Origin of the sequence: Loktanella sp. PT4BL, from assembly GCF_003201935.1 — a bacterium.
GTDB lineage: Bacteria > Pseudomonadota > Alphaproteobacteria > Rhodobacterales > Rhodobacteraceae > Yoonia.
This window is the reverse complement of record NZ_QJJL01000002.1, coordinates 900,784-925,088: the sequence shown is the minus strand read 5'-3', so window position 1 is coordinate 925,088 and position 24,305 is coordinate 900,784. Positions and strand designations below refer to the sequence as shown.

Sequence of the window (24,305 nt, the reverse complement as noted above, 5' to 3'; positions counted from 1 at the left end):
ACGACAGGGAGGAGACCTTAGCGGTACTCGCCGGCGAACTCTTCAATCTTCGCCAGGCCGTCAGCTGTCACAAAGCCAGGGCCAGAGTTGATGTTGTTACCGGGCAGAACGCCGTAACGGTGATAGTTCGCCAAGACGATCACGGGCAGATAGGCCTGCAGGAACGGCTGCTGGTCGATACCCCAGTTGATCACGCCGGACTTCAGGCCATTGACGATTTCTTCGCCCAGATCGAACGTCCCGAAGTAGATGTCACCAGCCATGCCGTTTTCCTCCAGCGCAAGGATGGTGGGATCAGCGGATGTCGGCCCGAGTGTCAGAACAGCTTCGGTTTCAGGGTTGGCAGACAGGTAAGCCAGAACCTTGTTCTTGATTTCCGCAGGGTCCTGACCGCTGTCGATCATCTGGTTGCCCAGTTCCACACCAAGACCATCTGCGAAGCCCTGGCAACGCTCTGTGGATGAAGGCGAGTTGATGTAGTGGTTCACGCACAGGAACGAACTGATGCCATCGCCCGCCGCGCGCTGACCGGCAGCAAAACCTGCGTCATATTCAGGCTGGCCTACATACATCAGCGCGCCCACTTCGCGGGCCTGATCCGGCGAACCGGAGTTGATGATGATGACATCAACACCACTATCGACAGCCGCGCGGATCGGACCGGACAGAACGTCATAGTCGGCCAGCGTTGTGATGATGCCGTCAGGGCCAGAGGCCGCAGCCTGTTCGATGATACGGGCCATGTCGGCCAAGTCACCCGTTGGCGGGTTGCGGTACTCGACCTCAACGCCCATTTGATCACCCGCAAGTGCGACGCCATTCTTGATGGTGTTCCACCAGCTATCGCTGTCTGGTGCGTGGCTGACCAGTACATATCTTTCGCCCTCGGCATGCGCCGGAGCGACAACACCGACGACAGCAAATGCTGCCGCAGCAATTGCGGTAAATGTCTTCTTCATGAGAACCTCCCGTTGTTTTCTCCCGGCCAGTTCCTCAGCTGACCGCACAGAAAGAATCATCTCTCCTGCAAATGGAATTATTATTCTATTTGAGGATTAATCAACATGAATTTGTCATTTATCGCGATCTTCGGGCGCCGGTTGCAACCGCCAATGAGATCGCCAGAGATAAAGTTGCCGAGAGGGAACGGAACGCGCCAAAGTCAATTTCCGAGACGATGAGCGGCACAAGAGATGTGCCTTTTATCGGCAAAGAAGGGCTGTCGCTCATCAGGATGACAGGCAGCCCGCGGCTCACCGCTTCATCCGCAAGTGCAATGGTTTCAGGACTGTAAGGCGCAAATGTGATCGCGACCAAAGCGTCTCCCTCACGCATGGCTTCGGCATGGGTCAAGCGCCCGCCACCACCATGCAATACACTGGGTATATGCAGCTTTTCAAAGGCGTAAGACAGATATGACGCAACAGGATATGCCCGTCGCATCCCTACCACATGGATCAATTGGGCCTGTGCGAGCGTTTCCACAGCCTGCTCCAGTGAAGCTTCGTTTACAGTTGCTGAAAGCTGTTCCAGGGATTTCCGGCCGGCTTCAACGAACTCTGCCAAAATTGCGGTCGGGCTGTCGTCGCCGGATTCGCGCAAGTTCTGAATACGTTCGTTGTAGTCGGGCATCTTTGGCTGGATCGTCTGCCGGACAAGCTTCTGCATGTCCGTATAGCCGCCAAAGCCGATGACCTGACAGAAGCGCATGACGGCTGACGGCTGTACATTTGCCCTTTCGCTGATTTCGGCAACAGTGGAAAAGGCAATCTCGTGCGTATTCTGAAGAATGTAGTCGGCGCACTGGCGCAAACGCTTGGGCAATGTCTGCTGCAATTGCGCAATTCTGTCGGTGAGTTCCTCTAGGTTTTCCGGCGATCGGACTTCATCCATCTCTTGCGCTCCTCACGGGTTTTCAGTGAGGGTAGAATGAAGTCTCGAAAAATGGAATGCATATTCCAGAGTGATCGCGCAGTTGCGCCTTCAGGTCAAACGAGAACTCAGGCCGCGCTGGGCCATCTGATGGGTCAAGCAGCGGCTGCCAGCGCGTCCAGACAGCGACCCCGCATCGCCTGCAATCTACGGCTTGGCTTCGGAAATTGCCGTCAAAGCGTTGGCTATAGCCTGAATGTATGTTTGGTCATCAACCCCCTGCGCGAGGGTCGGGAAGACGATGTTTGCAAGGCCAAGCTCGGCCGCGACAGCAAAAGCTTCGGCCGGGGGGGCGGCTTCCCAGATCAGGACCTGCGCGCCTGTTTGCGCGGCAAGTGCGACAAGGTCAGCCTGTTCTGCTTCGGTCGGCATGGCGCCGGCTTCCCATTCCAGTGATGAGATCGACAGGCCATAGCGCTGTGCCAGGTATTGATAGCGCGGGTGCGTTGCGATCATCGCGATGTCTTGCATGCCATCAAATGCGCCGGTGGCCTGCCTGTCCAACTCCGCAAGGTCCGCCCGCAACGCGTCGAGCCGCGTTGCAACCGCATCATCAGGTGCGATCCCGCGTGCAGTGATCGCCGCAGCAACGGCTTCGGCCTGTGCGATCGCCAGTATCGGGTCAAGCCAGGTATAGGAGGCAAGCCCTTCGTGCGAATGTTCGTCGCCGTCACCATGGCTGTGTGTGATGCTTTCGGTGCGGATGAACTGGTCTTCGATTGCGGCGGTCGAATTGACGACCTTGGCGCGCGGCAGGGAAACCCGATCAACCCAGGTGGCAAATCCCGCACCGTTCAACAGGATCAGATCGGCAGACTGGATCGTGCTGATATCGGCAATGGATGGGCGCCAGAAAGAGGGGTCAACATCCGCCGGAACCGGAAAAATGACCTCTGCTTCATCCCCGGCGAGACGTTCGGCAAAATACTGTAAAGGATAATTCACAGCAACAACGCGCGAACGATCCTGTGCCGCGACAGGGTTGGCGGCAAGAAGTGTCAACACGACGGCGAGGAACGGTCTGAGCAGGGGCATGGTCATCAACTCTGGCAGCTGCGTGCAATGTCGTCTGGTGTCACGATCCAGTAATTATCGTGGCTGCCGGTGTCGACTTCGATCACAAGACCGCCGGAGTGGTCCACACTGTCAAGCGGAATGGCGACGGTGCCATCCTCGTTGATCGGCAGCGTCAGCAGCAACGTGTTGTTGCCATCCAGCACGCGCACATCGGCGAGCATGACGGGATTTCCGTTTGAAAACTTGGCTTCGACTGTCACCATTTCGCAGTTGGTTGCGGCGAATACCGTCAACTGATGTGCCGCCGCCCCCATGGGGGCGACAGCACAAATGCTAGCCAAGGCAATGGCCCGGATCATTGTCCGGTCCATTCTTCGAAGTGAACCCAGATCACGGCGCCAAGTTCGACGGCCTTCTCTTCGCCCGATGTTTCTTCGACCAAAGTATAATCAGCGGTGTTCAGAGCGGCGAAACCCCACCAGCCATCGGATGGTGGCGCGTAGGTGAAGACACCGTTCGCATCGGCCTTGACCGTCTGCGTAATCATCAGTTCGTCCGGGACGGTCGCCCCTGCGCCATCATTGAAGAATTCGACCTCGACCTCTGCATAGGGCACGGCTTCGCCGTCCATCTTGACGATGCCCTGAAAGACGTTGTGCTCCCACAGGCCGAAGGGTTTGGACAGCGGGACAATCTCGGTTTTCAGGCCCAGTTCGGTATCCCAGCCCTCGTCGTCGCCATAGGCGGTCACATAGGTTTTTGTGTAGTGGATGATAAAGGCATCTTCGGCAGGTTCCCAATAGGGCTGTGGTTCCATCGCGAAGATATAGGTGCCAGGACGGTCCAGCGGATAATCAAGCGTGTAGCCCTGATCGTCCATCACGGTCGCACTTTCAAGATCGCCGAGCAGGTCCGTGGTGGTGCCCTCATGTGTGACCGAGAATGCCACAGGTGTATCAAGCATCATGCCGTCCATTTCGAACGGATGCGAGAACGACATCGTCAGCGCAACACTGCGTCCGTCTTCCTGACTGATCATCGGATCATTGGGAATAATCATGCCGTAATGGGCCAGGGCGGGCGTTGCAGCGATAATGCTGGCGAGTGATGCAGTGATAAAATGACGTTTCATGGAGCCTCCTAATGATCATGAACCGAGCGCGAGTAGCCAACCTACCCAGGCTTCTGAATTGCGCGACACGATGGCCGCGCCTGTTGCAGCAATAAGTGCTGAAAGAGATAGTAATGTGATTGTCTCGGCCGACAAGAGACGCAAAACCATGCCGCGACGCGCCCCCAGTTTGACGGCCGTTGCGATCTCGCGGGCGCGTAAGCGGTAGCTGAGGAACACGGCTAGCCCGATTGCCGCCAATGCCGCAACCGCAATGATCAGCGTGACCACGTCCAGCAGCGATTTGATCCTGAAAATACGGTCCACAAGGCCTTGGATCACGCCGGCGGGTTCGATCAGTTGGGCGGGATTTTCGCTATCCAGATAGCGGCCCTTCAGGATTGTGCCGGACCGCGCGTCATTGGGCACCACGATCACGGCAGAGGTCGGGAAACCGTCCTGACTGCCATGAAAATGAAAGCTGTCAATATTCTCGTCAGTGATCCGCTGATACTGCACAACGGCCGCATTCGACAGTGCCGCGGTGCCTGCCGCGACCTCGGCCGCCGTCACCACATCTTCATGGCCGTGCCCAATGCCCTGAATGACCCAAGCGGTTTTGATATCCACAAAAATCGCCTGATCATCGGGGGAATTGGTGGGTGCCAGAACGCCGACAATCGGCATCTCGAGTGGGTAGACACCATCCAGATCAAACAGGTTCTCAGGCGAGGACACCAGAGTGTCACCAACGCCTTTGCCAAGTGTTTGCGCAACATCCGCGCCAATCACCGCATCACCAAGAATGGACAAGCCACGCCCGTCCGACACGGTCAGGCCGCGAAAGTCGAAGTAGTCCAGCGTCGTGCCCACAATGCGGAACCCGGCCGATGAAAAAGCAGAATGCACAGGGATCGGCACCGCCAGCCCGCTGTCCCAGACCGCTTCAACCTCGCGCATAGTCACAGGGTCGGGCCGTTCGTCCGAAAAATAGAGGGCAGCCATTGTCAGGTCCAATTGCGATCCCCGGCTGCCCAACAACAGCGGCGTCGCATCGCCCCGCGCAACCAGCGCACGTTCGCTGGTGGACAGCAGGATCTGCGTTGCAATCGGAACAAACATGATCAGTGCGGCCACCAGTGTCAGCACAAGGCTGCGCCCCCAGTGATAGCGCAGATAGGCAAAAGCAAGGTAGAGCGCGTTCATGCGTCGGCCCCCTGTCTGAACTGCGCGAAATCCAGCACACGCTCGAACCGTGGCAAGAGTTCGTGGTCATGGGTCACGGCCAGAACGGCTGCACCCGCTTCGCTGGCCTGCTCAAACAGCAGATCAAGGATGCGGGCCTTGCTTTCAGGGTCAAGGTTACCTGTGGCCTCATCCGAAAGGATCAGTTTGGGCTGGGTCACCAAGGCGCGGCAAATAGCGACGCGCTGTTGTTCACCCTGGCTAAGTGCCGTCGGATGACGGTCCAGTTTGTCGCCGATCCCGCAGGCCGCAGCCAGCGCTTCTGCCCTTTCGCGGGCGGCGGCGTTCAACGTCAGGGCAGGTGTGATCCGGTAAGGGTAGAGGATGTTCTGCCGCGCCGACAGATAATCCAGCAGCGCAAAATCCTGAAACACAAAGCCGATCGTGCTGGCGCGAAAGCGCCGGCGCTCCACCTCGGAGAGGGTGGCGACATCGGTGCCTGCAACGTCGATCCGGCCCGCCTCGGGTGTCAGGATGCCCGCGATCAGGTTCAGCAGTGTGGTCTTGCCGCTGCCGCTTGGGCCCACGATAGCCACGCGTTCGCGGTCTCGCAGATGAAACGCAGGGACGCGCAGACCAAAGCTGGTCGCGCTATAGCGGAAAGAAAGGTTTTCGACGGTAATCATCAGTTGATTTGCGGGGCCAGAAAGGTTTCGCCGGCTGCATCCCGATTGACTTCCAACAGTTCGAAATCGGTGATCCGCCAGGCGCCCTCGACAGGGGATACCAGAAGATCGGCACTATAGGTGTTGCCGCGCACATGCAGGTGTTCGGCATGTCCGACCGTGCCGATGACCTGCCATGAGGCGTCAATAGCCAATGCGTCACCATCGCGCGAAACGCGTGTGTTCAGCAGCTTGATTTCGTGGATTGTCTGATCAGCCTCTTCAAGGCCACCGCCCGCCATCGCACCCACGCGCTCCAGATAGAGGTACTCGAGGGCGTCGCCATGTGTGACACTGGCAAGGGTGTCATAGATCGCATCTTCTTGGGTCTGGCCGAATGCATCATAAACCACCAACAGCAACGCGGGTGTTAGGCGCCAGAACTCTGTGCGCGCCTCTTCAATGGTCATCGGATCAAGGCCGGGTGCGGCAAACGCGTCTGTTTCCGACACCGTATCCCGCATCGGCATCATGAGAAAGGCACCAACAGCCACAGCGCCCAAGACGGCAAGACCGGAAAAAAGAGAAATTCGGTTCATCGTCCGCGCGCGTCCGTGTGAAAAATCAGCTATCCCAATAATTTGTCGCATAGCGGCAGGGACTGCAAGCAGGCAACATCACAATGTCGGCATCCACAGCGCGGCAAAGGGCCACTAGGGGGCAGATCTGTGCGAGGCGCGCAGAACAAGCGGACATTCCATCCGCTCTATCACAACCAGCTGTGCGTCTGGCGATAGAAGCTGTTCGACACACCATTGGCCCATTTCACGGTGAGGCAAGAGCACGGTTGAGAGGGCAGGGGACAGGTGCTGTGCAATTTCCTGATCGTCATAGCCCATCACGGCGACAGACTTGCCAACCTGAACACCCAGTTCCTTGAGTGCTTCATAGCAGCCCACTGCCGTCAGATCGTTCGCACAGAAAATTGCATCTGGCGGCACGGATGCCTGCATCAGTTTCAGCGTCGCATCACGCCCGCCACTTGGCAGAAAATTCCCTTCCATGATCAAAGACGGATCAACGGGAATGCGTGCCGCGCGCAACGCCCGCTCATAGCCTTCCATCCTTTGATCCGATGCCTCCATCCACGGTTCGCCCGAGATAAAGGCGATCCGGCGGTGCCCTGCGGCAAGCAAGGCTTCCGTCGCGACCTCGCCGCCGCGGCGTTCGGCGGGCACCACAGACGAATACTGTTTGTCATGATCATAGCAATTCAAAAGAACGGCACGGTGTCTTGCCAGCCCTTGCGGAGGGACCAGTTGGCGCGTCAGGATCGATCCGTAGACAACACCGATTGCATTGTCGCCGGACCACTTTTTCAGCACCTCGGTCTCGTAGTTCTTGTCGCCGCCAGTCATGACGACCTCTACGATCAGATCATTTTTCCATGCCTCTTCCTGAACACCCTCGATTGATATCGCGGCAAAAGGGCTGGTCGCGATCTCATCAATCATCAGGCCGATGACACCGGTCCGGTTCGACTTGGGCGGGCGGCCAGCGCCGCGGGGGCGGTAGCCAAGTTCATCGACCGCCTGCATGACGCGCTTGCGCGTTTCGCGGCTGATGCGCATGTCCTCCAAACCGTTCAACACAAAAGAAACAGTGGACTGGGAGACGCCCGCATGCAGGGCAACATCCTTCATTGTTACCCGCGTCGGGGTCTCTTTCTCGGTCAATTTCATTCCAGATCCGATTTCCCTTGTCGGATGCTAATAAATATTGCTAATAATATTAGCACAAGAGGAATCGGCATAGCTCTGGGGGGAGGGAGAGATGCGGACCAGAACTTCAAGACAAATGACCCAAACACAGGCGGCCTACACGTTGCTGCTCCCGTTTCTGGCGGTCTATGCCCTTTTCCTGATTTACCCCTTCTTTCGCGGGGTCTGGATCAGCCTGCATGACTGGAACCTGCTTGCTGTCGCGTTCAACCCTGATGCCAAGGAATTTGTTGGCCTGCGCAACTACGAGCGCGTGATGTGGGGACGCAATATCGAATGGTCGCTGTTTGCAGCGCCATTCTGGCAGGTCCTTGGCCTCATTGGACTGGCACTCGCAGTCCTGTTGCGCCTCGGGGACAAGTTAAGCCGTTTCAATGCGATTGCCCTCGGTGTGGCGTCGTTGCTGCTGATTGTTATTCCCGGTTTTCACGCGGGCGAGGGTGGTCGCTGGTTTGACCGCAGGTTTTGGCCCACCGTTGGCAATACGCTCGTCTTTGTCGGTTTGGCAGTGCCGGGCGTGACGATCTCCGCGCTCTTGCTTGCGGCTGCCGTCAATCGTGAAACCCGCGCCATGTCCATGCTGCGCACGTTGTTTTTCCTGAGCCAGGTTCTCTCTGTAACTGTTGTGACATTGATCTGGCAGATCATGTTTTCGCCCCGTCAGGGCCTGATCGCAAATATAACCCAAGCGGTGGGTGGCACGCCGATCAACTGGCTGACCGACCAGCAATTCGCCATGGCCGCCATTGTGATCGCCACAATCTGGTGGAGCCTCGGGATCGCGATGATCCTCTTTCTCGCAGGTTTGCAGGATATCTCGAAAGATCTTTATGAAGCGGCGGCGCTTGATAACGCCACGGGCGCGCGGGCGTTCTGGTACATCACTCTGCCAAACCTCAAGCGCACCATCACCGTCGTCGTCATCTTGCAGATCATCCTGCACTTTCAGGTTTTCGGGCAATCGCATCTGATGACCCAAGGCGGGCCGAATGACAGCACACAGGTCCTTGTCCGCTACATCTACCAGACGGGGTTCCGCGATAGCGAGCTTGGTCGGGCAAGTGCGATGGCGGTCTTTCTTTTTGTCATCATGGGCTGCTTTTCCATCATCCAGTTTGTTGTAGGGCGGGAGATACCGGAATGAACCGTTCATATTACTGGCTGGTCACAGCGCTCGCCATTCCCGCTTTCACCTGGCTTGTCCCGACCATCTGGATGGTCTCACTCTCTTTCCAGCCCAATGATGTTCTGGCGCGGACGACGTCCTCCACTGCCTTCGGGCTGATCCCTTTGCCGTTTACATGGGACAACTACGCAGCCCTTTTCAGTTTCGGGCAAACACCTGCATGGTTTTTGAATTCATTGATCGTTGCCGTCGGCATGACGCTCGGCGTGCTCGCGGTCTCAACAACAGCGGGCTACGCGCTTGCGCGGCTAGAGTTCCCGTTCAAGAAGACGATCACCGTGATTTGCCTGATCGGGCTGATGGTGCCCGAACAGGCTGTTTTCATTCCGCTTTATACGATGTTTGCAGATTTCGGCTGGCACAACAGCTACCACGCGCTGATCCTGCCGCGCATGGCCGTGCCGATCGGCGTCTTCTTGATGATGCAGTTCTTTCGCGCCATCCCGAAAGACATCGAAGAGGCCGCACGGCTTGATGGCGTCACATGGCTCAGGATTTTCTGGTACGTCATGCTGCCGCTCGCGCGGCCTGCCATGATGACCTTGGCGATCCTGACGTTTCTTTATGCGTGGAACGATTACCTGTGGCCGCTCGTCAGTGCCCAGCAGCGTGAATACTTCACGATCACTTTGGGCCTAGCGTCCATCCAATCCAACTTCGCGCAATCGGAAGGGCTGGGCCGTGTCATGGCCTCGGGCGTTATCGCGTCCCTGCCGGTTGTCATCCTGTTCCTGATTTTCCAGCGGTACGTGGTGCAAGCCATGACCGTGGGCGGATCAAAGGGCTAACCGCACATTCTAGGGAGGAATACCATGAAACATGTGCTACTCATCGCGGCCGCAACCGCGCTCATTGCCACCGAAAGCGTGGCATAGGAAATTACATTGGGCCGCTTTTTCGGCGCCTGCGAGGATGCAGGCACCGACACCACGACAAGCGCGGGCGAGGCTTGCATCATCCAGTCGATCATCAACGCTGCCGATGCGGAACTGGACGGGATCAGCATCAACACGCTGCCAACCGACTGGGGCAACTACTACGACCAGATCAAGGCGGCCTACGCCGGTGGCACGCCGCCCGATGTGCACGTCATGCACCGGCACCGCATCCCTGAATTTGCCGGTCTGGGGGCGCTCGCTGAGATTTCCGGTGAGCTGGAAGCGGCAGGCATCGACGCATCCGACTGGTCCCCTGCGGCACTTGATGCAGTCAGCTACAATGGCGGGATCTACGGCGTCCCGATGGATTTCCACGCCAACCTCTGGCATGTGAACATGGACATCATGGAAGCAGCCGGATTGGTCGAGAACGGCGCGCCGGTATTGCCAACATCTCCGGCTGAAATGATGGAACATGCGGCAATGGTCAAAGAGGCCACCGGTCAGGACTATCTGGCAGCGGACTTTGCACAGTTCCCGATTGGTGTGCGTCTGGTGCTTGCCCTGATGTGGCAGCAAAACGCGAACATCTTTACAGATGACGGCACCGCCACAATCAACACCGAAGCCGGCAAGAACGCCGTTGAAGCGATCACACAGCTCTTCGACGCGGGCTACGCCAACCCGCAGCTCAACTATGCGGACAGCCAGCAGGCTTTCCTGAACGGCGAGGCTGCGGTTCTTGTGAACGGCACATGGGTTGTGGATTTCTACAGCGCAGAGGCTGCGAAAGAGGAGGTGGCACTTGATAACTACTATGTTGCCGACTTCCCAACACTCTTTGAAACAGGCGCAACCTGGGCGGACAGCCACATGTGGGCAATCCCTGCATCGCTGGAAGGGGCCGAGCGCGAAGCGGCGCTGAAAGTGCTGGCTTTCATCAATGATCACAACATCGACTGGGCCCGCACCGGCCATATGTCCGTGCGTCAGTCGGTGGTGGACAGCGAAGCCTATCAATCCTTGCCACACCGCGATGAATACACAGGCACCGCCGCCATCGCCAGGGACACGCCACCATCCGAGCGTTATGGTGCAATCCAGGATGTGCTGAACCGCGAATTGCAGGCCATCTGGCTGACCGACAAACCGGTGGAAGCGGCCCTGCAGGATGCAGAGTTCGAGGTGCAGGACTTGCTTGACCGCTAGGCACGCCCCCCCCGTCGCTCCGATCTCTCGGGTCGGGGCGACGTCTTCATTATTCTAGCATTACGGACACGTGCATGGACCGCTGGACAACCAAAGACGCAAACGCATGGTGGGACGCCCAACCTTGGGTATGTGGGTTTAACTACTTGCCATCCACGGCGGTGAATTTTCTCGAAATGTGGCACGCAGACAGCTTTGATCTGCCAACAATCACACGGGAACTGCAATGGGCGGCAGACATCGGCTTCAATGCGATGCGTGTCAATCTCCACCCGCTTTTCTGGGAGCACGACCGCGCCGGTTTTCTGGAGCGTATCGACAGCCTGCTGGCGGTTGCGGACCAGTGCCGGATCAAGACCGCGCTCTGTCTGTTTGATGACTGCGGTTTTGGAGGGGTCGAACCTGTCTATGGTCCACAGCCGGATCCGATTGCGGGGGTGCATAACAGCCGCGCGATTGCCAGTCCGGGGCGCGATGTGGTCATGGATGCGGAACGGCATGACACCCTGCGGGCCTATGTCATCGGCGTTGTGCGCGCTTTCCGGAATGACCGGCGGATCCTGTTCTGGGACATCTACAATGAACCCGGCAACAGGATGCAATTCAGCAAAGACGGATTTTCGCGCTACCCCCGTGATCTCGAAAGCCATTCGCTTGCCTTGATGGAAAGCGCCTTTGCATGGGCGCGCTCGCAATATCCCATGCAGCCTTTGACGGTTGCTGCCTGGACAACACCTTTGCCGGGCGAGGCGGCACACCCCTATCAGACAGAGATTGACCGCAGCGCATTGCTGCACTCTGACATCATCACATTCCACGCCTATTGGCGCACCGATCAGGTAGAGCGCTTTATTGATTATCTGTCCGTTCTCGATCGTCCGATGCTCTGTACCGAATGGATGGCACGGGCGGTGGACAGCACAATTTCCGACCAGTTGCCCATGTACCACGACCGCAAGGTGGGTTGCTTCCAATGGGGATTGGTGCAGGGCCGCTCACAAACGCATCTGGCTTGGCCACAAGATCTCGTGCGCGCCCATGGAGGACACGCAACGGATGATCTTTGGTTCCATGATCTGCTTCATCCCGATGGCAGGGCTTATGAGTCCCGTGAAGTCGAGACGATCCGCACCCTCACAAAGGGCCACCAAAACCAGTCTATCAAAGGAGCCTGATATGTCCGGTGTCACGATGCGCAGCATCATCAAGAAATATGGCGACGTTCAGGTTATTCACGGCATCGATCTTGAGATTGATGATGGTGAGTTCTGTGTTTTCGTTGGTCCTTCCGGCTGCGGGAAGTCAACCTTGCTGCGCATGGTCGCCGGGTTGGAGGAAACGACCGAAGGCCAGATGCATATCGGTGCCCGTGATGTGACACGGCTTGACCCCTCGGACCGTGGCGTGGCGATGGTGTTCCAGACCTACGCCCTTTACCCGCATATGACCGTCAAGGAGAACATGGGCTTTGGGTTGCGCATGAACAAACACCCCAAGGACGTGATCGCGGCCAAGGTGGCCGAGGCCTCGCGCATTTTGAAACTGGATGACTATCTTGACCGCAAACCCGCCGCTCTGTCAGGCGGGCAACGGCAGCGCGTGTCCATCGGACGCGCCATCGTGCGCGGGCCGGACGTGTTTTTGTTCGACGAACCGCTGTCCAATCTTGATGCCGAATTGCGTGTGGAAATGCGGGTGGAAATCGCGCGTCTGCATAAGGAAATCGGCGCAACGATGATCTACGTCACGCATGATCAGGTCGAGGCGATGACGCTGGCCGATAAAATCGTTGTGCTTCGCTTGGGGCGAATTGAACAGGTCGGCGCACCGATGGAGCTTTACCACGACCCCGACAACAAGTTTGTCGCGGGTTTCAATGATAGCCCCGCAATGAATTTTCTGGATGGAACAATCACCGAAGCGGGTGTGGAAATAATTGGTCTCAAGCAGACCGTGCCGACCGGTCTCGCAGGTGGCCACAGGGGGCGGCGTGTCACGGTGGGGCTGCGCCCCGAGCATCTGATGATCGATCCGGCGGGTGACGCCGTGACCGTCGATCTGGTTGAAAGCCTTGGTGGGGTCTCATATGCCTATTTGCTCACGGAAGAGGGCGAACGGATTGTCGTCGAGGAACGTGGCGATAAGCGTGTTTCGGAAGGCCAGCGCGTTGGTCTGACCTTCGAGACGAAAAGACTGTATCTGTTCGATCCGGAAACCGAGCAGCGTATCCGCGACTAAGTCTTTGGGAGCGTGCCATATGCGGGATTATTGCCCGAAGAAAAGGCCTGCTTGGGCTGCCAATGCTGTGCCTTCCCATTACCGTTCAAGGCATGCGGGCCCTCTGTTAACGACAGGGGCGCTAGGCGTGGTCCAAGAGCGTCATTACCGCAGAGAAATCTATCAGAGTTGTGATTTCGACAGGGTCGAGCGGACGCCCAAGTCTTTCTTCCAGAGACAAGACAATGCGGAAATGTGCCAGACTATCCCATTCCGTGGTCGTCATCAGGCTCGTTTCTGCGGTGATGCTCTCTTCGCTCACACCAAGCGCTTTGGCGATGATCGAGACGGCCTCACTGTGCATCTGTCTTGTCCTGTCCGTTGCGTTTCTTTTGCCAGTCTTCTGCCAGCATCTCGTAATAGATTGTATCGCAATGCTCGTCTGTGACGGGGGATAGCCACGCCTTGCGATCATAGCCGATCATGCGGAACCCCATCTTGTTGTAATTGTAGATTGAACTGAAGTTGCGACTGAGCACACGCCCCTGAAACCGGACAACGCGGTCAGAGGCGCTAAAGTGATCCATGATTCCTGTACGGACCTCTTCAAAGACATCCTTGCCCCACCAACTCCGCGCATGGATGACGAGTGCAAGGCTTGCATTGCCTGACCTGTCGATTGTCACCCTATGTGTGCCGATCGTTCCTTTGATCTCTTTCGCAACAATCGCATGAAAGAACCGCGAGTGGCCATCTGGCCGCCCGATGACCTTGACCCACTGAAAGTCGGTGTAGGCTGCCTTGGGCATCATCAGGTTATGCAGAATTTCACTGTCGGTCCGCCAGGGTGCTGTGGATTTGATGGCTTGCTGACGCGTACAGTTCACCAGATTGAAGCGATCGGTAATGATCGGCTTGCACAGATAAGGATCAGGGGGCTCTTTTCGGCGCATGAGTTTCAGGACCATTTGGCAATCATCCTTGCTTTGACATCCACTCTTGCAATCTTACCACGGTCATTCTTGGGGATTTCATCAACAATTTCAATCTTGGAAGGCACCGCGTCCGCCCGCGCGTTCTGTCGGCACCACAGGATCAGATCCTGTGCAAGCAGATCAGGGGTGCGTGCCCGGACGATCGCTGCGACGCGCTCGCCTGAAACGGCATCCGGAATACCGAAACTACAGGCTTCCGCAACGTCTGGATGTGACTCAAGCAGCATGTCAACTTCTTCGGCAAGGACCTTGATCCCCGCGATGTTGATTTCGTTCTTGCTGCGTCCGACCAGCCGGAGTGACTGGTCAGCCGAGAGCTGCCCCAGATCGCCTGTCAGCAAAAAACCGTCCATCATCGTTTCGCGCGTCTTGTCTGCATCGCGCCAGAAACCCAGCATCTGGCCCGGGCTCTTGACGGCGATTTCCCCCTCGCCAGTGTCATGCAGATGCCCGTCGCGGAGAACCCTGAATTCACCACCCCAAGGGCGGCCGACATAGCCGTCGGTGCTTTCGGTTTCACCGAAGGCTCCGCCGGAAATCCAGTTTGCGGTTTCTGTCATCCCGTATGTGTTAAAGACATTTCCGGTCCCGCACCATTCACCGATTTTCCGCCACAGGTCCGCCGATAGCGGCGCTGAACCGACGTGGACGCGCTGCATCGGCGCTTTTGGCGGGAAGGATACTGCCAGAAGCATACGCCAGAATGATGGAACGGAACTGAAGAACGTAATCCCGTTGCTATCGAGAGTGGCCCCAAAAGAGGAAAGTTCGTTCATCTGCACCTTGGGCCAAAGAAAGAGATGCTGTCCTGCGTAGAGTGCCGTGAGCGCGTTTCCAATCAGCCCGTGGCCGAAGAACAGGGGCAGGGTGCAAAGGGTCCGCTGCAGCGCCGCTGGACCGATCGCCTTGAGGTTTTCTTCAAGTCGCGCCTGCAGTCCGGCAAGACTATGGGTCACGCCTTTGGGCACGCCTGTCGTACCTGACGTCATCAAAATGAGTGCGGCGTTCTTGATGTCATCATCGCGAGGATCAAAGGCAAGGGGCTGAACCGCGTGGCCGTCTTCAAGCCATAGCGATGCGCCAGTGCTTGCGATCACATTTCCCCGTTCCTTGTCTTTGATGTCCGGATTGACCATGACAGCGCATCTGCCGCACTGCCAGACAGCAAAGAGGCTGACAAGGCAGTCGATGGGGTCATTTATCGCAATGACGATGCGGGCAGGGCTTGGCGGTATGTGCTTTTTGATCTCCGTTGCACGGGCATCAACCAGCTGCCCGAACGCGGGACGATCAACCGTACGACCGGACCTGACACAGGTCATGCGCGCGGGTCCAGATATGAGGTTGCGCAAGGCGTCGTCTACTTCTGCCATCAATTTGAAACGCCCTTTTTGCCATCCTAGTGTCAACGTGCCTCGGGACGAATAAGTTGAAACCTTAGTATGCTGTTATCTTTACTATCGTTAACTTTTTCTTGCTTCAAGTAAGCCTTTTGCTTATCATATAATGCGCAAAGATTATAAAAATAAGGGTGATCAATATGCTTAAACGTTTTAAGGCCACGCTCACCGCCGCGACGGCGATTGCGTTATCGGGAACAGCTGCAACGGCTGGTGGCTTGGCCGACGAGATCGTAGAAGCGCCTGTTGTCGTAGAAGATCCGGTCGAGGTTGCACCTGCTGCCGGCAGTATTCCCAGCTGGGTTATTCCCGTTGCTGTTGTGGCGCTGTTTGTCGGTCTGGCCTCGCGTGACAGTGGCGACAGCGGCGGCGAAAGCGAGAGCGAGCTAGGCGATAAGTAGTCGTCTTCAATCGAATAGTTTTAGGATAAAGCGACTGCACAGCGCGGATTGACTAGCCTTCTCATGAATCCAATAATGTTAAATAACACGGCAGCTTAGCAATCAAGATCACACAGACCTCCGGCGTTACCGCCGGGGGTTTTATTTTATTTGCTGCCTTTGGTGCCCTGATTGTAACAGTCTTTTGACAGCTGCACGATCCCGTTCGGCGGTTGCAGATATCGCCTGACACCCGTGCGAAATTGTAATGTCGCACAGGGCGGGGCGCAGCCATCTGCAGTGCAGAGCAGCAAGGTTTGCTGTGCGCATGAAACGATGCGACCATGACGTGCGGCGTATGTCCGCATGTCGCACGTAAGCGTTTCATACTGTTTGACGAGCGGCGCGAAAACCAATAGCCATCTACTCACCAGGGGCGCCGAAAGGCTGAGATGTACCCTTTGAACCTGAACCAGATAATGCTGGCGGAGGGAGGTCGTATGTTTCTTTGCGCTGCATACATAGTCCCTCTTTTTGCCTGCAAAAAAGAGGAATGACTATGGTAGCACACGCCCTTCTGACAGCCCTACGGGACGAAAAACCCCTCGTTCATTGCATGACAAACTATGTGGCGATGAATATCGCGGCAAACGTCGTTTTGGCGGCGGGTGCCTCGCCTGCGATGGTCCACGCAGCCGAAGAAGTGGCCGAGTTCACACCGCTTTGCGGTGGGCTTTCAATCAATATCGGGACAATTTCCGCGCCATGGTTTGCCAGTATGACAGAGGCGGCGGCGGTGGCAAACACACACGACATTCCGTGGGTTCTGGATCCGGTGGCGCATTTCATCTCGGCGTATCGCCGGGGGGCTGCACAGAAACTTCTGGCCCAGCGTCCCGCGATTGTCCGTGGCAATGCGTCAGAAATACTGGCGCTCGCGGGCGAGGCCGGTGCCGGAAAAGGGGTTGATAGCGGGGACAGTGTGACGGCAGCACAGGGCGCTGCAAGGGCGCTTGCGACGCAGTTTGACACGGTCGTGGCAGTCACAGGGCCCGTTGATTACCTGACCGATGGCAAGCGAGAGGCGGAGGTCTCGGGTGGCTCGGTCTTGATGCCACAGGTCACCGCGCTGGGCTGTTCGCAGACCGCTTTGATGGGGGCTTACGCTGCGACCGGTCCTGCCTTTGATGCAGCCCTTGCAGCCCTTGCGCATTTCAAAGTCGCGGGAACCGCCGCCGCAACGCGCGCGCATGGGCCCGGCAGTTTTCAGATGCATTTCCTCGATGCACTCGCCGCTGCCCAGCCGGACGATCTGGCGGGGGTCATCGGCTGATGGGAAGCCTCAGAAAACAATTGCGTCTCTATCTGGTCACCGATCCGCTGCTTTGCGCGGGGATCGGCGTTGTGGAGACTGTGCGCCGCGCTGTGGCGGGCGGTGTGAGCATGGTTCAGTTGCGCGATAAACACGCCACCACCGCCCAGCGGACCGATCTGGCGGTCGCCCTGAAAACCGCTTTGCAAGGGTCAGGCGTGCCGCTGGTGATCAATGATGATGTCGTGGCGGCTGCGGCGGCCAACGCGGATGGCGCGCATATCGGGCAGGGGGATATCTCGCCTGCACAGGCGCGCGCGATCATGGGTTCGGGCAAAATACTCGGGCTGTCGTGCGAAACGCCGCAAGCGGTGCGTGATGCTGATCCTTCTTTGGTCGACTACCTCGGTCTGGGCCCTGTGTTTGGCACGGCCACAAAAACCGATCATGCGCAGCCGATAGGTTTCGACGGTTTGGCGCAGCTGGTCGCGCTGTCGTCTATACCGAACGTGGCGATTGGCGGTCTGAAGCCCGATCATATCAGCGGTGTTCTTGCCAGCGGTGCAGATGGCATGGCCGTTGTCTCTGCCATTTGCGGCCAGCCTGACCCGTGCATCGCATCCCGTGCATTCGCGACGTTCCAACCGGAGGGCCGCGCATGATACCCAACGTGCTGAGTATTGCGGGGTCTGACCCGTCGGGCGGGGCCGGCATTCAGGCCGACATCAAGGCGATTTCTGCCAGTGGCGCGTTTGCGATGGCTGCCATCACGGCTTTGACGGCGCAGAACACCACGGGTGTCACGGGCATCCACCTCGTGCCGCCCGCCTTTGTCCACGACCAGATCGCAGCCGTCTTTGCCGATATCCGCGTGGACGCCGTCAAGATCGGGATGATCGCCAACGCGGATATTGCAGCCGCAGTGGCGGACGCACTGGCCGGATACAAAGGGACTCCAATTGTGCTTGATCCTGTGATGATCGCGAAAGGGGGCGCGGCATTGCTGCAACCGGACGCAGTAAGAACGCTGCGTGACATGCTCTTGCCGATGGCTGCGGTGCTGACGCCGAACCTGCCCGAAGCTGCGCATTTGCTGGGCGCTGCCACGGCGAGCACGCGTGATGCGATGGCAGCGCAAGGCAAGGCGCTCTGTGATCTGGGTGCGACCGCCGTGTTGATGAAAGGCGGTCATCTTGAGGGGCCGGACAGCCCTGATTGCCTTGTGACCGATGACGATGTGACGTGGTTTGAGGGCCTGCGCACCGCAACGGCAAATACCCACGGCACCGGCTGTACGCTCTCGTCTGCCTTGGCGGCACATCTCGCCAAAGGGCTCAGCGTCGCGCAGGCCACATCCGCCGCCAAATCCTATGTCGCAACAGCCATTGAGCGGTCTGGTGACCTGTCCGTCGGCAAAGGCCACGGCCCCACACACCATTTTGCCAGCCTTTCCCCCAAATCAGAGTGAGTATGCTATGAGAACCACTATTTTAACCACTGCAATTCAAATTGGCCGCTGTGCGACATACGGGACGGTTACGGCTGATGTGGGTCAGTTCCCGTCACGCCATACTGCTGATGATACCCACTCTGCGGGGGCCGTGGCATGACCGGTTCCGTTTATGGTGAAACCTTTGCCCATTGGCGGGCCGGTTGCCCCGGTCCATGGCGCGACTATACCCATCATGCCTTTGTCGAAGGTCTGCGGAACGGTTCTTTATCGCGCGCATCTTTCCTGCATTACCTTGTACAGGACTATGTCTTCCTTGTGCATTTTGCGCGGGCCTGGTCCCTCGCCGTGGTCAAGGCCGAGACGCTGGACGAGATGAAGATTTGTGCGGGCACAGTTGATGCTTTGGTCAATCACGAGATGGCGCTGCATGTGACAACATGTGCCGCCCAAGGCATTGATGAGGCGGCACTCTTTGGCGCAGTCGAGGAATTCGAAAACCTTGCCTACACGCGATATGTGATGGACGCGGGGCTGCAAGGCGATTTCCTTGATCTGATGGCAGCACTTGCCCCATGTTGTTTTGGTTACGGGGAAATCGGCTTGCGGCTTGCACGCTCGGCTGCCCCGGACACGCCCTACCGCGACTGGATCGACACCTACAGCGACCCGGAATATCAAACCGTGATGGCGTCAGTCGGTCAGATGATAGATGGTGCAATCGCTCGGCGATTGGGCCCCGACCCAACCACATCCCAGCGCTGGCCGAACCTTCAGGCACGGTTCACAACAGCAACACGGCTCGAGGTTGCGTTTTGGGATATGGGACTGCGCGGCGGGTGACCTGCCACCGGACTTTCATACAGTTGCGACCGGAGCCAAGTGATTGCGCCGGAGTATCTTCAACGTGCCCCAAAATGTGAGCAAAGCTTTCAGCGCGAAAACAGGGGAGGAAGGCTGGCTGGGATGGTAGGATTCGAACCTACGGTACACTGTACCAAAAACAGTTGCCTTACCACTTGGCTACATCCCATCAGCGTGGGGCTAGATACTGCGAAGGCGGGATTGGTTCAAGCCCGTTTTGCAAAGAAATGTGCTATTCTTTCATGCTGTCCTGACGCAGCAAATCTTCGGTGATTTCTTCCTGCCGTTCGGCGTCCACAATCCGGTCCAAAGCGGCGTCTTCGCTGGCCTCGACAGTTTCGACCTGCGTGCTTTCCAGAAGCTCCTGCGGGAGCGGTTTGGTCTCTCTCGTTAGTTGGATGGCTTGCGTCGCATCGGGAATCACAATGCCGGCGGCCTGTATGGCAAGCTTTACCTGCCGCAGTGCTTCACCCTTGGCACGCACGATGGATGTCTCGTTCTGGTCAACCCAGCCTGTCACCACAAGCTCGACACCAGAGGCGTGCAACGCCTCGATCCAGGTTTGTGCGGCAGGTTCCTCCAAGATGAATGGAAGCTCCTGCACCGTCTGTTCCACCATCGCGCGCGCCGCTTGCAGGTCGGTATCGCGCTCAACCATGATCGAAAACATGAACCGGCGCTCGGCGTTCTGGGTGTAATTGATGATCCGGCTCTTGAAGACAGACGAATTGGGGATCCGGATGTGGTTGCCGTCAAAGGACAAAAGAATCGTTGCGCGGCTGGTCAGGCGGATGACCTTGCCGATATCGCCGTTGATCTCGACCGTGTCATTGGGGCGGAACGGTTGGCGGAATGACAGCATGACCGAGGCGATAAAATTCTCCACCGTGTCGCGCACCGCAAAGCCCAATGCCAGACCGATGATACCCGCAGCACCCAAAATTGTACTCAGAAGCGCTGTGGCATTGAGGATATCAAGCGCGATGACGATACCGAAGATCACAAAAGCGATGCGCAAAAGCTGGCGGTAGATCTCGGCGATAAAGGTATTGGGCGCGAGCCGTTCCCACGGTTGGCGCATCCGCGCCAGTGCAAAGCCCAAAAACACCACAAGCGCAAAGGCCGCGCCAGCGATCAGCGCGAGCGGCACAAAGTTAATAAACTGGTCCAGACGCGCCCTGAACCGGTCGATTGCGGGGTTCAGCCTGTCGCCGATATCGGTTGTTTCGGTCACCTGGTTGCGCACGGCCACGACACCCGCAACACGCGCGGCCAGCGGATCAAGAGCGACCGCTTCAACGGCAGAGGTGGTTGTGCCCCGCAGGGTCACGACACCTTCGCTGACCGTGACCGTCACGTCTTCATAGTTGCCCAATTCGCCAAGAATTTCACGGATGCGCAGGGCGATGGCCGCGTCCTGCTGGGCCGAGGTTTCCGTGGCAATCGTGCCGGTGGCCTCTTGCGCCGGAGCAGGCAGCGCTACCGCAAAAAACAGTAGGAAAGGGAGGAAAAGGCGCATGTGAGTAATCCAGCTGACAATGCGCCCTTATAGCAAGGAAAATCGCCCTGTCACACGCGCAGAGGGTCCGCCTTGGCCAGTGCGTCAAACGCCATCAGGCTCTTGATCACGCCGTCCATTTGATCCAGCGAGATCATATTTGGTCCATCGGACGGGGCATTGTCGGGGTCTTCGTGCGTCTCGATAAAGACCGCTGCGATCCCCAAAGACACGGCCGCGCGGGCCATCACAGGGGCAAATTCGCGCTGTCCGCCAGATGATCCGCCCATGCCACCAGGCTGCTGGACCGAATGGGTCGCATCCATAACCACCGGATAGCCGGTGCGCGCCATAATCGGCAAAGACCGCATATCCGCCACTAGCGTGTTGTAACCGAACGAAGACCCGCGTTCGGTCAGCAAAATCCGTTTGTTGCCTGTGCTTTCAATCTTGGACACGACATTGGGCATATCCCAAGGTGCAAGGAACTGACCCTTCTTGATGTTGATCACCGCACCGGTTTCGCCGGCAGCGAGCAACAGATCCGTCTGGCGGCACAGGAATGCAGGGATCTGCATCACGTCGCAGACCGCGGCAACCGTCGTGCATTGCTCGGGGCTGTGGATATCCGTCAGAACGGGGCAGCCGATGCTGTCCTTGACCGACTGCATGACCTTGAGGCCCTCATCCATGCCAAGGCCGCGCTTGCCACTCAGCGATGTACGGTTGGCTTTGTCGTAGGAGCCTTTGAAGATAAATTGCGCTCCATGGGCGGCACAGATTTCGGCCATCTTGCCTGCGATCATCTGCGCGTGCTCGATACCTTCGAGCTGGCAGGGGCCGGCAATCACCAAAAGCGGGTTATCATTGCTGACCGAAAGATCGCCGATTTGTACGTTATGCATCAAGAGCTTACCTGTTCGCGGAGGATCGAAGCGGTGATCGAAATCATCAGGTAGATGCCTGAAAAGATCAAAAACGCGAGGACCGTGTTTTCAAAAGCACGTGGATAGCTGGCCTGATCGGGAATGACCGGCCGCACGCTTTGCGACAGGTAACGGACCTGACGGTTGGCTTCAATGCGGGCCGTTTCCATCTGTGTCAGTGCCTGCTGCACCATGGCTGTCTGGAATGCGTAATTCTCTTCGGCTGTGCGCAATTCTGTATTCCGCGCCGCCAAAGACACTTCTTCGCCCGCGCCGCCGACAAGCTGGTCGCGCAATTCAGCGATCAGGTTATCGATATTGGCGATCTGGTCGCGCAAGGACTGCACTTGCACTTCGCTTGGCCGGTCCACGTTGAGGCGAGATTGGAGAACAAGCTCCAGACGCTGTTTTTCGCTCTCAAGCGAGTTGATCTGCCCCATGCGGGCGGCACTTTCGCTTTGCGGGTCGATCTGGCGCACGTCCTCTTGAATGGCAAGCCATGTGGCAAGCGCATCCGCGCGACGCTGTTCGGCCTCTTCATAGCTTTGCAGCGCACCGCGCATCTGGTCTTCGCGCAGACGCGCGGTCAGCTGATCCACCTGTTCTTCGGCGTAACCGATCAGTGCTTGCGAAAACTCATAGCTTTTGACCGGATCCGCGGCGATCACTTCCATCCGGATCAATCCCTCGGTGGGATCGTAGCTGATCTTAACATGGTTGCTGTAAAGACCGAATGCCGCTTCGTTCGTGGCGTTCTCTTCCAGCCGTTGAATGGAATCAATCGCGGGGTCCGAAAAATGTTCCTTGAACCCGAAATCGGCATCGAGCCGCAGCATCGCTTCGCGCGATGCCAGATAGGATTGCACTGCAATACTGTCCTGCTGGGTTGCCATGGACGTGCCCTGAAACAGCGTGGCAAGTCCGGTCGGGCCGCCGCCTTGGGGTTGTGCCTGCTGGATCACGATTTCGGAATTCGTGGCATACATCGGAGTGGCAATCTTGTAGAAATACCAGCCGACAAGAAAGGTGGGCAGAAAGACAAAGAACGACAGCCGCGTGAACAGCAGGGCAAGCTTGCGTCTGCGCCGCCGCGCGATGTCGCGCTGGATTTGGAGAATCTCCGATGCGTGCCGGTTCAGGGTCGCGGCACTATTGGTTGAAGGGAGAGAGATGCCGTCCTCTTGGGTCGTATCCGGCAACTGGATGCGCCCGCTCCGGCTGGGGATTTTCGCACTGTCGGGCTTGACCAGTTCAAGTATCGAACTGCGCTGGAACGGATCAATCCCTGCCGCACGCAATTGCCGCACGGCATCATAATCTGACGAGGCCTGAAACCCGTTCTTGACAGCAACGCGCCGCGCCATCCGCAACTGCCGCCCTGTCAGCCCCTCTTTGCTGATCGCGGCAATCTGTTCAGCGTGGGAAGGGGCCTTCACCTCTTCGGCTGCGTCTACGCTCGGCTCCTGCTCTTGCGCTTCATCCGTCTTGCGCCGGATGCGGAATTTTTTAACCCTGGGTTTGGTAGTCATAAAGCACGCGCGCCTCTTCCAAGGTGTCAAACATATGCAGTTGCCCGTTCTTGAGCACCGCGGCGGATTTACAAAGCCGTTCCAACGTGGCCGGCTGGTGTGAAACAATAATCACTGTCGCCTTTTCCAATCTTTGCCGCAGGATTTCACCGGCTTTGCGGTTAAATTCCGCATCTGTCGCACCCGGCATCCCTTCGTCAATGAGGTAGATATCAAAGTCCAGCGCCAAAAGCAGCGCAAAAGAGAAACGTTGCTTCATGCCCGATGAATAAGTGCCCAGCGGCATGTCAAAATATTCTTCCAGACCGCAAAGCCACCGACAGAAAGCCTCGACATAATCGGGGTCCAGACCGTAGAGGCGGGCGATGAAGCGGCTGTTTTCCATCGCCGACTGGGTGCCGTCCGTACCCCCCATAAAGCCCAAAGGAAACGAGATCCGGCAACCGCGACGGATTGTGCCCTCATCGGGTTTTTCCAGACCGGACATCATGTTGATCAGCGTTGTCTTGCCGGTTCCGTTTGGGGCCAGAATCCCCAGTGAATTGCCCAGCTCCACGCGAAAAGAGGCGCGATCAAGGATCACCTTGCGCTGCGTCCCTGTCCAAAAGGATTTGCTCACTTCTGCAAATTCAAGCATGCCGTTTCCGCTCTTGCCCGCTGACCGGTGCGTATTTTTCTTACAGGCAAGGTATTAACATGCCTATGCCGTTTTCCATACAGCGACTTTGTGGCATCAATATAGCGACAATTGCGTGAGCGGGCATACGCGC

General features: G+C 57.5%; 26 protein-coding genes, 1 tRNA gene and 1 riboswitch. Of the genes, 10 read left to right on the top strand and 17 right to left on the bottom strand.

Annotated features, from left to right (window positions below; translation table 11 throughout):
- Positions 1 to 17: 17 nt before the first annotated feature.
- The 9 genes from C7964_RS09475 to C7964_RS09435 form a co-directional block, all read right to left on the bottom strand.
- Positions 18 to 959 carry a sugar ABC transporter substrate-binding protein gene (locus C7964_RS09475; RefSeq protein WP_110279384.1) on the bottom strand — a complete coding sequence of 314 codons (942 nt, stop codon included), beginning with the start codon at positions 957 to 959 and terminating at the stop codon, positions 18 to 20.
- A 118-nt stretch (positions 960 to 1,077) separates the two neighbouring features.
- Positions 1,078 to 1,893, bottom strand: a complete 816-nt coding sequence (locus C7964_RS09470; RefSeq protein WP_110279383.1) for a MurR/RpiR family transcriptional regulator — start codon at positions 1,891 to 1,893, stop codon at positions 1,078 to 1,080.
- Between the two features lie 186 nt (positions 1,894 to 2,079).
- Positions 2,080 to 2,967 (bottom strand): metal ABC transporter substrate-binding protein, encoded by an 888-nt coding sequence (locus C7964_RS09465; RefSeq protein WP_181417141.1) that lies wholly within the window; start codon positions 2,965 to 2,967, stop codon positions 2,080 to 2,082.
- A gap of 5 nt (positions 2,968 to 2,972) precedes the next feature.
- Positions 2,973 to 3,308: a hypothetical protein gene (locus tag C7964_RS09460; protein WP_110279381.1), complete on the bottom strand. Its 336-nt coding sequence runs from the start codon at positions 3,306 to 3,308 to the stop codon at positions 2,973 to 2,975.
- On the bottom strand, positions 3,305 to 4,081 hold the full coding sequence (locus C7964_RS09455; protein ID WP_110279380.1) for a DUF4198 domain-containing protein: 777 nt from the start codon (positions 4,079 to 4,081) through the stop codon (positions 3,305 to 3,307). Before C7964_RS09455 ends, C7964_RS09460 begins: the two co-directional genes overlap by 4 nt.
- 15 nt (positions 4,082 to 4,096) lie before the next feature.
- A complete protein-coding gene (locus C7964_RS09450) occupies positions 4,097 to 5,266 on the bottom strand; it encodes an ABC transporter permease (protein ID WP_110279379.1) in 1,170 nt (389 codons plus the stop codon).
- On the bottom strand, positions 5,263 to 5,931 hold the full coding sequence (locus C7964_RS09445; RefSeq protein ID WP_110279378.1) for an ABC transporter ATP-binding protein: 669 nt from the start codon (positions 5,929 to 5,931) through the stop codon (positions 5,263 to 5,265). The genes C7964_RS09450 and C7964_RS09445 overlap by 4 nt, the downstream gene beginning before the upstream one ends.
- Positions 5,931 to 6,509 (bottom strand): hypothetical protein, encoded by a 579-nt coding sequence (locus tag C7964_RS09440; RefSeq protein WP_110279377.1) that lies wholly within the window; start codon positions 6,507 to 6,509, stop codon positions 5,931 to 5,933. Before C7964_RS09440 ends, C7964_RS09445 begins: the two co-directional genes overlap by 1 nt.
- Positions 6,510 to 6,623: 114 nt before the next feature.
- The gene (locus C7964_RS09435; protein ID WP_110279376.1) at positions 6,624 to 7,652 is read right to left on the bottom strand and encodes a LacI family DNA-binding transcriptional regulator; all 1,029 of its coding nucleotides are present in this window, start codon (positions 7,650 to 7,652) and stop codon (positions 6,624 to 6,626) included.
- Between the two features lie 115 nt (positions 7,653 to 7,767).
- Between C7964_RS09435 and C7964_RS09430 the strand changes: the two genes are divergently transcribed.
- The 5 genes from C7964_RS09430 to C7964_RS09410 all read left to right on the top strand — a co-directional run bounded on the left by C7964_RS09430 (position 7,768) and on the right by C7964_RS09410 (position 13,202).
- Complete coding sequence (locus C7964_RS09430) at positions 7,768 to 8,835, top strand: carbohydrate ABC transporter permease (RefSeq protein ID WP_220000167.1); 1,068 nt, start codon at positions 7,768 to 7,770, stop codon at positions 8,833 to 8,835.
- On the top strand, positions 8,832 to 9,665 hold the full coding sequence (locus C7964_RS09425) for a carbohydrate ABC transporter permease (protein WP_110279375.1): 834 nt from the start codon (positions 8,832 to 8,834) through the stop codon (positions 9,663 to 9,665). The genes C7964_RS09430 and C7964_RS09425 overlap by 4 nt, the downstream gene beginning before the upstream one ends.
- 96 nt (positions 9,666 to 9,761) lie before the next feature.
- On the top strand, positions 9,762 to 10,964 hold the full coding sequence (locus tag C7964_RS09420; RefSeq protein WP_220000166.1) for an extracellular solute-binding protein: 1,203 nt from the start codon (positions 9,762 to 9,764) through the stop codon (positions 10,962 to 10,964).
- Between the two features lie 74 nt (positions 10,965 to 11,038).
- A complete protein-coding gene (locus C7964_RS09415; RefSeq protein WP_110279374.1) occupies positions 11,039 to 12,139 on the top strand; it encodes a glycoside hydrolase 5 family protein in 1,101 nt (366 codons plus the stop codon).
- A gap of 1 nt (position 12,140) precedes the next feature.
- Positions 12,141 to 13,202 carry an ABC transporter ATP-binding protein gene (locus C7964_RS09410; RefSeq protein ID WP_110279373.1) on the top strand — a complete coding sequence of 354 codons (1,062 nt, stop codon included), beginning with the start codon at positions 12,141 to 12,143 and terminating at the stop codon, positions 13,200 to 13,202.
- A gap of 121 nt (positions 13,203 to 13,323) precedes the next feature.
- Here C7964_RS09410 and C7964_RS09405 read toward each other — a convergent pair whose 3' ends face one another.
- The 3 genes from C7964_RS09405 to C7964_RS09400 are packed head-to-tail and all read right to left on the bottom strand — an operon-like array spanning position 13,324 to position 15,549.
- Entirely contained in the window at positions 13,324 to 13,545 is a 222-nt protein-coding gene (locus C7964_RS09405) for an acyl carrier protein (protein ID WP_181417140.1), read from the bottom strand.
- A complete protein-coding gene (locus C7964_RS19945; RefSeq protein WP_181417139.1) occupies positions 13,535 to 14,149 on the bottom strand; it encodes a GNAT family N-acetyltransferase in 615 nt (204 codons plus the stop codon). Before C7964_RS19945 ends, C7964_RS09405 begins: the two co-directional genes overlap by 11 nt.
- Positions 14,140 to 15,549: a class I adenylate-forming enzyme family protein gene (locus C7964_RS09400; RefSeq protein WP_110279371.1), complete on the bottom strand. Its 1,410-nt coding sequence runs from the start codon at positions 15,547 to 15,549 to the stop codon at positions 14,140 to 14,142. The genes C7964_RS19945 and C7964_RS09400 overlap by 10 nt, the downstream gene beginning before the upstream one ends.
- Positions 15,550 to 15,716: 167 nt before the next feature.
- Between C7964_RS09400 and C7964_RS09395 the strand changes: the two genes are divergently transcribed.
- From C7964_RS09395 to C7964_RS09375, 5 genes are all read left to right on the top strand, one after another.
- The gene (locus tag C7964_RS09395; RefSeq protein WP_110279370.1) at positions 15,717 to 15,977 is read left to right on the top strand and encodes a hypothetical protein; all 261 of its coding nucleotides are present in this window, start codon (positions 15,717 to 15,719) and stop codon (positions 15,975 to 15,977) included.
- 401 nt (positions 15,978 to 16,378) lie between these two features.
- A riboswitch (TPP riboswitch) is annotated at positions 16,379 to 16,467 on the top strand.
- A gap of 48 nt (positions 16,468 to 16,515) precedes the next feature.
- Positions 16,516 to 17,289, top strand: a complete 774-nt coding sequence (gene thiM, locus C7964_RS09390; RefSeq protein WP_110279369.1) for a hydroxyethylthiazole kinase — start codon at positions 16,516 to 16,518, stop codon at positions 17,287 to 17,289.
- Positions 17,289 to 17,930, top strand: a complete 642-nt coding sequence (gene thiE / locus C7964_RS09385; RefSeq protein WP_110279368.1) for a thiamine phosphate synthase — start codon at positions 17,289 to 17,291, stop codon at positions 17,928 to 17,930. The genes thiM and thiE overlap by 1 nt, the downstream gene beginning before the upstream one ends.
- Complete coding sequence (gene thiD, locus C7964_RS09380; RefSeq protein WP_110279367.1) at positions 17,927 to 18,736, top strand: bifunctional hydroxymethylpyrimidine kinase/phosphomethylpyrimidine kinase; 810 nt, start codon at positions 17,927 to 17,929, stop codon at positions 18,734 to 18,736. Before thiE ends, thiD begins: the two co-directional genes overlap by 4 nt.
- A 138-nt stretch (positions 18,737 to 18,874) precedes the next feature.
- Entirely contained in the window at positions 18,875 to 19,561 is a 687-nt protein-coding gene (locus C7964_RS09375) for a TenA family protein (protein WP_110279366.1), read from the top strand.
- Between the two features lie 115 nt (positions 19,562 to 19,676).
- On the opposite strand, the gene C7964_RS09370 is transcribed toward C7964_RS09375, so the two are convergent.
- The 5 genes from C7964_RS09370 to C7964_RS09350 all read right to left on the bottom strand — a co-directional run bounded on the left by C7964_RS09370 (position 19,677) and on the right by C7964_RS09350 (position 24,172).
- Positions 19,677 to 19,751 (bottom strand) — tRNA-Gln (locus C7964_RS09370).
- 63 nt (positions 19,752 to 19,814) lie between these two features.
- On the bottom strand, positions 19,815 to 21,101 hold the full coding sequence (locus C7964_RS09365; protein WP_110279365.1) for a mechanosensitive ion channel family protein: 1,287 nt from the start codon (positions 21,099 to 21,101) through the stop codon (positions 19,815 to 19,817).
- A gap of 50 nt (positions 21,102 to 21,151) precedes the next feature.
- Positions 21,152 to 21,985: a 3-deoxy-8-phosphooctulonate synthase gene (gene kdsA, locus C7964_RS09360; RefSeq protein ID WP_110279364.1), complete on the bottom strand. Its 834-nt coding sequence runs from the start codon at positions 21,983 to 21,985 to the stop codon at positions 21,152 to 21,154.
- A complete protein-coding gene (locus tag C7964_RS09355; RefSeq protein ID WP_110279363.1) occupies positions 21,985 to 23,535 on the bottom strand; it encodes a KpsE/RkpR family capsule polysaccharide export protein in 1,551 nt (516 codons plus the stop codon). Before C7964_RS09355 ends, kdsA begins: the two co-directional genes overlap by 1 nt.
- Entirely contained in the window at positions 23,513 to 24,172 is a 660-nt protein-coding gene (locus tag C7964_RS09350; protein ID WP_110279362.1) for an ABC transporter ATP-binding protein, read from the bottom strand. The genes C7964_RS09355 and C7964_RS09350 overlap by 23 nt, the downstream gene beginning before the upstream one ends.
- Positions 24,173 to 24,305: the final 133 nt, after the last annotated feature.

Bases quoted from the DNA above. Each gene is read 5' to 3' on its own strand.
- C7964_RS09475 (WP_110279384.1), bottom strand. From the start codon at position 959: ATGAAGAAGACATTTACCGCAATTGCTGCGGCAGCATTTGCTGTCGTC.
- C7964_RS09470 (WP_110279383.1), bottom strand. From the start codon at position 1,893: ATGGATGAAGTCCGATCGCCGGAAAACCTAGAGGAACTCACCGACAGA.
- C7964_RS09465 (WP_181417141.1), bottom strand. From the start codon at position 2,967: ATGCCCCTGCTCAGACCGTTCCTCGCCGTCGTGTTGACACTTCTTGCC.
- C7964_RS09460 (WP_110279381.1), bottom strand. From the start codon at position 3,308: ATGATCCGGGCCATTGCCTTGGCTAGCATTTGTGCTGTCGCCCCCATG.
- C7964_RS09455 (WP_110279380.1), bottom strand. From the start codon at position 4,081: ATGAAACGTCATTTTATCACTGCATCACTCGCCAGCATTATCGCTGCA.
- C7964_RS09450 (WP_110279379.1), bottom strand. From the start codon at position 5,266: ATGAACGCGCTCTACCTTGCTTTTGCCTATCTGCGCTATCACTGGGGG.
- C7964_RS09445 (WP_110279378.1), bottom strand. From the start codon at position 5,931: ATGATTACCGTCGAAAACCTTTCTTTCCGCTATAGCGCGACCAGCTTT.
- C7964_RS09440 (WP_110279377.1), bottom strand. From the start codon at position 6,509: ATGAACCGAATTTCTCTTTTTTCCGGTCTTGCCGTCTTGGGCGCTGTG.
- C7964_RS09435 (WP_110279376.1), bottom strand. From the start codon at position 7,652: ATGAAATTGACCGAGAAAGAGACCCCGACGCGGGTAACAATGAAGGAT.
- C7964_RS09430 (WP_220000167.1), top strand. From the start codon at position 7,768: ATGACCCAAACACAGGCGGCCTACACGTTGCTGCTCCCGTTTCTGGCG.
- C7964_RS09425 (WP_110279375.1), top strand. From the start codon at position 8,832: ATGAACCGTTCATATTACTGGCTGGTCACAGCGCTCGCCATTCCCGCT.
- C7964_RS09415 (WP_110279374.1), top strand. From the start codon at position 11,039: ATGGACCGCTGGACAACCAAAGACGCAAACGCATGGTGGGACGCCCAA.
- C7964_RS09410 (WP_110279373.1), top strand. From the start codon at position 12,141: ATGTCCGGTGTCACGATGCGCAGCATCATCAAGAAATATGGCGACGTT.
- C7964_RS09405 (WP_181417140.1), bottom strand. From the start codon at position 13,545: ATGCACAGTGAGGCCGTCTCGATCATCGCCAAAGCGCTTGGTGTGAGC.
- C7964_RS19945 (WP_181417139.1), bottom strand. From the start codon at position 14,149: ATGGTCCTGAAACTCATGCGCCGAAAAGAGCCCCCTGATCCTTATCTG.
- C7964_RS09400 (WP_110279371.1), bottom strand. From the start codon at position 15,549: ATGGCAGAAGTAGACGACGCCTTGCGCAACCTCATATCTGGACCCGCG.
- C7964_RS09395 (WP_110279370.1), top strand. From the start codon at position 15,717: ATGCTTAAACGTTTTAAGGCCACGCTCACCGCCGCGACGGCGATTGCG.
- thiM (WP_110279369.1), top strand. From the start codon at position 16,516: ATGGTAGCACACGCCCTTCTGACAGCCCTACGGGACGAAAAACCCCTC.
- thiE (WP_110279368.1), top strand. From the start codon at position 17,289: ATGGGAAGCCTCAGAAAACAATTGCGTCTCTATCTGGTCACCGATCCG.
- thiD (WP_110279367.1), top strand. From the start codon at position 17,927: ATGATACCCAACGTGCTGAGTATTGCGGGGTCTGACCCGTCGGGCGGG.
- C7964_RS09375 (WP_110279366.1), top strand. From the start codon at position 18,875: ATGACCGGTTCCGTTTATGGTGAAACCTTTGCCCATTGGCGGGCCGGT.
- C7964_RS09365 (WP_110279365.1), bottom strand. From the start codon at position 21,101: ATGCGCCTTTTCCTCCCTTTCCTACTGTTTTTTGCGGTAGCGCTGCCT.
- kdsA (WP_110279364.1), bottom strand. From the start codon at position 21,985: ATGCATAACGTACAAATCGGCGATCTTTCGGTCAGCAATGATAACCCG.
- C7964_RS09355 (WP_110279363.1), bottom strand. From the start codon at position 23,535: ATGACTACCAAACCCAGGGTTAAAAAATTCCGCATCCGGCGCAAGACG.
- C7964_RS09350 (WP_110279362.1), bottom strand. From the start codon at position 24,172: ATGCTTGAATTTGCAGAAGTGAGCAAATCCTTTTGGACAGGGACGCAG.